The organism is Streptomyces anulatus (assembly GCF_000721175.1).
Lineage (GTDB): Bacteria > Actinomycetota > Actinomycetes > Streptomycetales > Streptomycetaceae > Streptomyces > Streptomyces anulatus_C.
The window spans coordinates 1-6,330 of sequence record NZ_JOEZ01000077.1; the positions used below are offsets into that span (position 1 = coordinate 1).

Below are 6,330 nucleotides of genomic sequence, written 5' to 3' on the forward strand. Positions count from 1 at the left end.
CTCGGCGGCGTCTGGCACGCACGCTCGCCGCGTTGTCGGGATCACCCCGATACATCCAGTATCGGGGCGACCCTCCGCCTTGCGATCGCACGCACCAGATGTTGTCGAGCCCGCCCTCCGGGCGGACGGCGTTACTTTCGAAACACACCCTAGGACTTTCGTCCGGATCAGGCCCGACCAGGGAGCGGGGTCAGTAGGGCAGGGGACGACCGGACGGGGTGCGCAGATCGAGCGGCGGCGGCCCCGAAGGGGGCGGGGGACGACGGACGACGACTCGGATGCGGCCCATTGCCACCACCTCCTCCTGGTCAACCGGTATGTGCCCCGTGGGAGCGGCTTCACACTTCCCGCCCGGACCCGAGCCGCCTGTGCGCGCCCTCGCGGCCTCCCGGCACGGATGCGGGCCGGGCCCGGTGCGGTGACCCTTGATAGGGGGCGCAGAGTCGAGGAGGAGGCCGTATGTCCGCCATGGACAAGATCAAGAATATGTTCAAGGGCCACGAGGGCCACGCCGGCAAGGGCGTCAACAAGGCCGGCGACAAGGTCGACCACCGCACGAAGGGCAAGCACAGGGGCCACGTCGACACCGCCCAGGACAAGCTCAGGCAGCGGTTCGGAGCGGACCGCGATCAGGACGGGCCGCCCCGCACCTGATGCGCCCCCGCCGGTGACCCGGCGGCCGGCCGGCCGCCGCCCGTCCCGCATACCGGTCCGTGCCACGGAAGGCGATCCGTGGCACGGACCGGTATGCAGTGATATAGGCCCCTATGTGCGCGAAGGTTTCCGGAGTTGTCCGACGGATTCTTGTTATCGTCCCGCCCGCACCCCATCTCCCGAGTGTGGGAAGTGACAGCACCCGACCCCGGAAGAGTGAGCACAGCATGGGCAAGGATCACCCGTCGGTCTTGATCGCGGCGGCGCAGGGCGGCGACCAGCAGGCCAAGGACCAGCTCGTCTCGGCATACCTGCCGCTGCTGTACAACGTCGTCGGACGCGCGCTGGACGGTCATGCGGACGTGGACGACGTGGTGCAGGAGACGGTGCTGCGCATGCTCCGGGGACTGCCCGAACTGCGCGACCCGGAGCGTTTCCGTTCCTGGCTGGTGGCGATAGCCATGAACGAGATACGCACGCACTGGCGCGAGAGGCAGTCGGGTGCGATACCGGCGGACCGGCTGGACACCGCGTACGACCTGCCGGATCCCCGCGCGGACTTCGTCGAGGTGACGATCTTGGAGCTCGGCCTGACCGGCCAGCGGCGGCAGGTGGCGGAGGCGACGCGCTGGCTGGACGAGGACGACCGCGCGCTGTTGTCGCTGTGGTGGCTGGAGACGGCCGGCCACCTGTCCCGGGCCGAGGTCGCCACCGCTCTCGAACTCTCCCCGCAGCACACCGCCGTACGGGTGCAGCGGATGAAGGCCCAGCTGGAGGCCGCGAGGGTCGTGGTGGGCGCGCTGGCGGCCGCACCGCCGTGCGTGCTGCTGGAGGACATCACCGCCGGCTGGGACGGTGTCCCCTCCGCCCTGTGGCGCAAGCGGCTGGCCCGCCACGCCCGCGAGTGCACGGTGTGCTCGGGGCACGGCTCGGCGCTGGTGCCCGCCGAGGGGCTGCTCGTGGGTCTCGCGCTGGTCCCGGTGGCCGCGATGGCGGGGGCAGGGGCCGCCCCCGAGCTGCTCGCCACCGCGGCGCGTCTGCGGGCCCCCGGGCCGGGCACGGACGGCGCCGGGGCGGGGCGCGCCGAGCGCAGACGGGTGCAGGCCCGGCGGCGGCGCCGTAACTCGGCCGTCGCCGCCGTGGTCGCGGTCGCGGCGCTGGGCACGGGCGGCGCGGCGGTACACCTCTACACCGACGGCGACGAGCGGGACGCGACGACCGTCACGGCCGACGCTCCGGCACCCCGTTCGGAGGTGCCCGCACCGGCCTCACCGACGTCGTCCCCGTCTCCCACGGCATCCGCGTCCGCGTCCGCGTCGCCCAGCGTCTCCCCGTCGCCGAGCCCCTCGCGTACGCCCGAGGCGAAGCCGAAGAAGAGCACCCCGCCGCCCGCGCCCAGCTCCGCCGCGCCGGTACCGAAGCCGGCCCCGCCCGCGCCCGCGCCGCCCGCCTCGGCGGGGACCGCCGGGCAGGTCACCGAGCTGGTCAACGCGGAACGGGCCAAGCAAGGCTGCGGTCCGGTGACCGTCAACGATCAGCTCAACACCGCTGCGCAACGGCACTCCGCCGACATGGAGGCCAACGACTACTTCTCGCACACCTCGCAGGACGGCAGGGACCCGGGCGCCCGGATCACCGCCGCCGGGTACCGGTGGTCCACCTACGGCGAGAACATCGCCAAGGGGCAGCGGACCCCGGCCGATGTGATGCGGTCCTGGATGGACAGTCCGGGGCACCGCGCGAACATCCTCAACTGCTCCTTCAAGGAGATCGGCGTGGGCAAGCAGGATTCCGGCGGCGGTCCGGTGTGGACGCAGGTGTTCGGGGCCCGCTGAGTCCGCGCGGCACACGCGGCACACGCGGCACACGCGGCACACGCGGCACACGCCTACGATGCGGCCATGATCGCTGAACTGGAGTGCGTGGTCCTGGACTGCCCGGACCCGAGGGAACTGGCCGGCTTCTACGCGTCGTTGCTCGGGGGCGAGGTCGACCGTCCCGACCGGCGGTGGGGGTGCGACGCGGACTGGTCCACGTTGCACACGCCCGGTGGCCTCGTCCTGGCCTTTCAGCGGGTGGCCGACTACCGGCAGCCCGGCTGGCCCGGCCAGGACTCGCCCCAGCAGTTTCATCTGGACTTCGGCGTCACCGACCAGGAACGGGCCCACGAGGAGGTCCTGGCGTCCGGGGCGTCCCTGCTGGACGCCGGGGACGAGGGGCGCGGCTGGCGGGTGTACGCGGATCCCGCCGGACACCCCTTCTGCCTGGTACGGCACTGACCGTTCCGGCGCCGCTCCCGCGCCCCGGCTCGTCCGGTGCGGCCGCTGACCGCCGGCCGCACCGGGTCCCCACCAGAGCCCACGGAGCCCACGGAGCCCACCAGGGTCAGCGCAGCACCAGCGTCAGCGCGGTGCCCAGGCAGGCCGCCGCACCCACCGCGCCGGCCGAGGCAGCGACGCAGCGGGCCCGGAGACGGGCGTAGCGCCCGGTGTACTCCTCGCGGAGTTCGTCCGCGCGGTCGCGGATGCGGATGAGCGACTCCCGGGACTCGGTCACGCGTTCAGTGATGAACACCCGCTCGACGTCCTCACGCTGCGCCGTGGTCAGCCAGGGCAGCTGGTCGGTGAATCGGCGTGCCCGCCGTCGCGCCCGCTCGAGCTCGGCGCTCCACAGCAGAAAGCCCTCCAGTTGGGCCAGGCCCCGGGCGCTGTCCTTGTCGGGTTCCATCCGTCCTCCTCTCCGTCGGGCAGTTCGGGCCGGGGCCGTCCTCACTCGTGCTTGTCCCCCGGGGCGACGATCGCGGAGTTCCCGGGAAGGTTGGTGGCTTCCTCCAGGGCACGGACCGCCGGATGGTGCAGGTCGAACGCCGGGGATTCGGAACGGATCCGCGGCAGGGTGACGAAGTTGTGCCGGGGCGGCGGGCAGGAGGTGGCCCACTCCAGCGAACGGCCGTAGCCCCACGGGTCGTCGACCTCGATCTTCTTTCCGTACTTGGCGGTCTTCCAGATGTTGTAGAAGAACGGCAGGATCGACAGTCCGAGCAGGAAGGAGGAAATGGTGGAGATCGTGTTCAGCGCGGTGAATCCGTCGGCGTCCAGATAGTCCGCGTAACGCCGCGGCATGCCCTCGGCGCCGAGCCAGTGCTGAACGAGGAAAGTCCCGTGGAATCCGAAGAAGAGTGTCCAGAACGTCGCCTTCCCGAGCCGTTCGTCCAGCAGTTTCCCGGTGAACTTCGGCCACCAGAAGTGGAATCCCGCGAACATCGCGAACACCACCGTGCCGAACACCACGTAATGGAAATGGGCGACGACGAAGTAGGAGTCGGAGACATGGAAGTCCAAGGGCGGTGAGGCGAGGATGACCCCGGTCAGGCCGCCGAAAAGGAAGGTGACCAGAAACCCGATGGCCCACAGCATCGGGGTCTCCAAGGAGATGGACCCCTTCCACATCGTGCCGATCCAGTTGAAGAACTTCACACCGGTCGGTACGGCGATGAGGAACGTCATGAACGAGAAGAACGGCAGCAGCACAGCTCCCGAGACGAACATGTGGTGCGCCCATACGGTCACTGACAGACCCGCGATGGCAATGGTGGCCGCGACCAGGCCGATGTAGCCGAATACCGGCTTGCGGCTGAAGACCGGAAAGATCTCGGTCACGATACCGAAGAACGGCAGGGCGATGATGTAGACCTCGGGGTGGCCGAAGAACCAGAAAAGATGCTGCCACAGCAGTGGGCCGCCGTTGGCCGCGTCAAAGATGTGTGCGCCGAATTTTCGGTCGGCCTCCAGCGCCAGCAGGGCCGCGGCGAGGACCGGGAAGGCCATCAGGACCAGGACACCGGTCAGCAGGACGTTCCAGGTGAAGATCGGCATGCGGAACATCGTCATGCCGGGTGCGCGCAGGCAGATGATCGTGGTGATGAAGTTGACCGAGCCGAGGATCGTTCCGAAGCCGGAGAAGGCCAGACCCATGATCCACATGTCGGCGCCGATGCCAGGCGAGCGGACCGTGTCGTTGAGCGGGGCGTAGGCGAACCAGCCGAAGTCCGCGGCGCCCTGCGGGGTGAGGAAGCCCGCCACCGCGATGAGCGAGCCGAAGAGGTACAGCCAGTACGCGAACATGTTCAGCCGCGGGAACGCCACGTCGGGCGCGCCGATCTGGAGCGGCATGATCCAGTTCGCGAATCCGGCGAACAGCGGCGTCGCGAACATCAGCAGCATGATCGTGCCGTGCATCGTGAACGCCTGGTTGAACTGCTCGAGGTCATCCACTTGATGATGACGTTGCCGGGTTCCCCGCGCCGTACCGGCATTTCGTCCTGTTCGGCGGTATCGGTCTCCACCGGTTGCGAGATGCCCCTCGTCGTCACTACGACGCTCCTTCGATCGACGGCCCGTGTGGACTCGGCGACCAGAATGGACCCATGGCCATCGGTGCGGTGGGAGATCCTTCTCCGTCCGGCGCGAGCGGGCGACAAGGACACTCAAATGGCCTACGCCGAACGCTTCGGCCTCGTCCGGGCGCAACCGAAAGCGCAAGTCAACGTCCGGGAGCCGATCCGCCGGACTCTCTGTCGTACGGCTCCGCTGGTGTGGTGGCTGGCCGGTCAAGCTCTGTCGGGCGGGCGGCGGTGGGCGGTGCTGCCGGGGACCGGGCCGGTGCTGCGCAGGCGTGCGTGGGAACGGGCGATGACGACGCAGGTGGCGGCGTTCGACGGCGTGGCGCGTGCGCGGGTACGCCTGGCGGGCCGGCCTCTGCGGGCGATGGCGACGGTGGTGGTGGAGCCCGGGGCCCGGCCGGCGAAGGTCGTGCGGGAGGTGGCCGGGGTCGTCGCGGACGCCCGCGCCGGCGGTGGCCTGTCGGGCCTGCCGGCCGACGTTACGAATACGGGTCGCGAACCGCGGGGAGCGGCGGACGCGTTGAACCCGCCGCGGCCATGCTCCACCCGCCGGCCCACAGGATCTACTCACGAGTAAGGTATGGGCTCGGGGATGCCGGCCCACGGTCCGTACGGCACCCGGGCGTGGTCCGTCGACGGCCGTGGACAAGGAGTCGCGCCATGCCCCGCACCATGTCCGTAGCGCACAGCATCATCATCGACGCCACCCCGGTGCAGGTCTACGAACAGCTCAGCGACCCCACGGCGATGGGGCGTTGGAGCCCCGAGAACCGAGGCGCGACCGTGCGCGGCGACCGGCGCGGCGCGTACGTCGGCATGGTCTTCGAGGGCCGGAACAAGCGCGGCGCGGCACGCTGGACGACACGGTGCACGGTGACGGCGGCCGATCCCGGCGAGCGTTTCGCCTTCCGGGTGCACGCGATCGGTCTGCGGCGCCCTCTGCTCCCGGGACCGATCGCCACCTGGGAGTACCGCTTCGAGGCGGTGGACGGCGCGACCCGGGTCACAGAGACCTGGACCGACGACCGGCGTCGCTGGCCGGACTTCGTCGCCAACGTCTTCGACCGCGTCGCGACCGGCGGTAAGACGTTCGCGCAGTTCCAGGGCGGCAACATCCGTACGACGCTGAAGCGGCTCAAGGCGGCGCTGGAAGCAGACGCCCGGGGAACCGGAAACTAGTCTTCTGAGTCAGGAATTCTGTTCAGATGTATAAGCTTGCTTCATGGCACGGACGGGGCGGCCGAAGGCCGAGTTGAGACTGTCGGACGAGGAAC

6 protein-coding genes and 1 pseudogene are annotated in these 6,330 nt (G+C 70.0%); 5 read left to right on the forward strand and 2 right to left on the reverse strand.

The features are described from left to right. Positions 1–459 precede the first annotated feature (459 nt). From IG90_RS0138425 to IG90_RS0138435, 3 genes are all read left to right on the forward strand, one after another. Positions 460–654: an antitoxin gene (locus IG90_RS0138425; protein WP_030595829.1), complete on the forward strand. Its 195-nt coding sequence runs from the start codon at positions 460–462 to the stop codon at positions 652–654. 227 nt (positions 655–881) lie between these two features. Further along, positions 882–2,489: a sigma-70 family RNA polymerase sigma factor gene (locus IG90_RS0138430; protein ID WP_030595832.1), complete on the forward strand. Its 1,608-nt coding sequence runs from the start codon at positions 882–884 to the stop codon at positions 2,487–2,489. Between the two features lie 66 nt (positions 2,490–2,555). Beyond that, on the forward strand, positions 2,556–2,933 hold the full coding sequence (locus IG90_RS0138435; RefSeq protein WP_030595835.1) for a VOC family protein: 378 nt from the start codon (positions 2,556–2,558) through the stop codon (positions 2,931–2,933). 106 nt (positions 2,934–3,039) lie between these two features. Here IG90_RS0138435 and IG90_RS0138440 read toward each other — a convergent pair whose 3' ends face one another. Then, positions 3,040–3,381, reverse strand: coding sequence for a hypothetical protein (locus tag IG90_RS0138440; RefSeq protein ID WP_030595838.1), 342 nt, complete (start codon positions 3,379–3,381; stop codon positions 3,040–3,042). A gap of 41 nt (positions 3,382–3,422) precedes the next feature. Next, a pseudogene (ctaD, locus tag IG90_RS40360) lies at positions 3,423–4,969 on the reverse strand (aa3-type cytochrome oxidase subunit I). A gap of 175 nt (positions 4,970–5,144) precedes the next feature. Here ctaD and IG90_RS46575 point away from each other — a divergent pair. Continuing rightward, the gene (locus IG90_RS46575; protein WP_051860460.1) at positions 5,145–5,633 is read left to right on the forward strand and encodes a hypothetical protein; all 489 of its coding nucleotides are present in this window, start codon (positions 5,145–5,147) and stop codon (positions 5,631–5,633) included. An 83-nt stretch (positions 5,634–5,716) separates the two neighbouring features. Then, positions 5,717–6,235 carry an SRPBCC family protein gene (locus tag IG90_RS0138455; protein WP_030595841.1) on the forward strand — a complete coding sequence of 173 codons (519 nt, stop codon included), beginning with the start codon at positions 5,717–5,719 and terminating at the stop codon, positions 6,233–6,235. Positions 6,236–6,330: the final 95 nt, after the last annotated feature.

What these genes read in the sequence shown, in the direction of transcription:
- IG90_RS0138425 (WP_030595829.1), top strand. Translation starts at nt 460, where the DNA reads ATGTCCGCCATGGACAAGATCAAGAATATGTTCAAGGGCCACGAGGGC.
- IG90_RS0138430 (WP_030595832.1), top strand. Translation starts at nt 882, where the DNA reads ATGGGCAAGGATCACCCGTCGGTCTTGATCGCGGCGGCGCAGGGCGGC.
- IG90_RS0138435 (WP_030595835.1), top strand. Translation starts at nt 2,556, where the DNA reads ATGATCGCTGAACTGGAGTGCGTGGTCCTGGACTGCCCGGACCCGAGG.
- IG90_RS0138440 (WP_030595838.1), bottom strand. Translation starts at nt 3,381, where the DNA reads ATGGAACCCGACAAGGACAGCGCCCGGGGCCTGGCCCAACTGGAGGGC.
- IG90_RS46575 (WP_051860460.1), top strand. Translation starts at nt 5,145, where the DNA reads ATGGCCTACGCCGAACGCTTCGGCCTCGTCCGGGCGCAACCGAAAGCG.
- IG90_RS0138455 (WP_030595841.1), top strand. Translation starts at nt 5,717, where the DNA reads ATGCCCCGCACCATGTCCGTAGCGCACAGCATCATCATCGACGCCACC.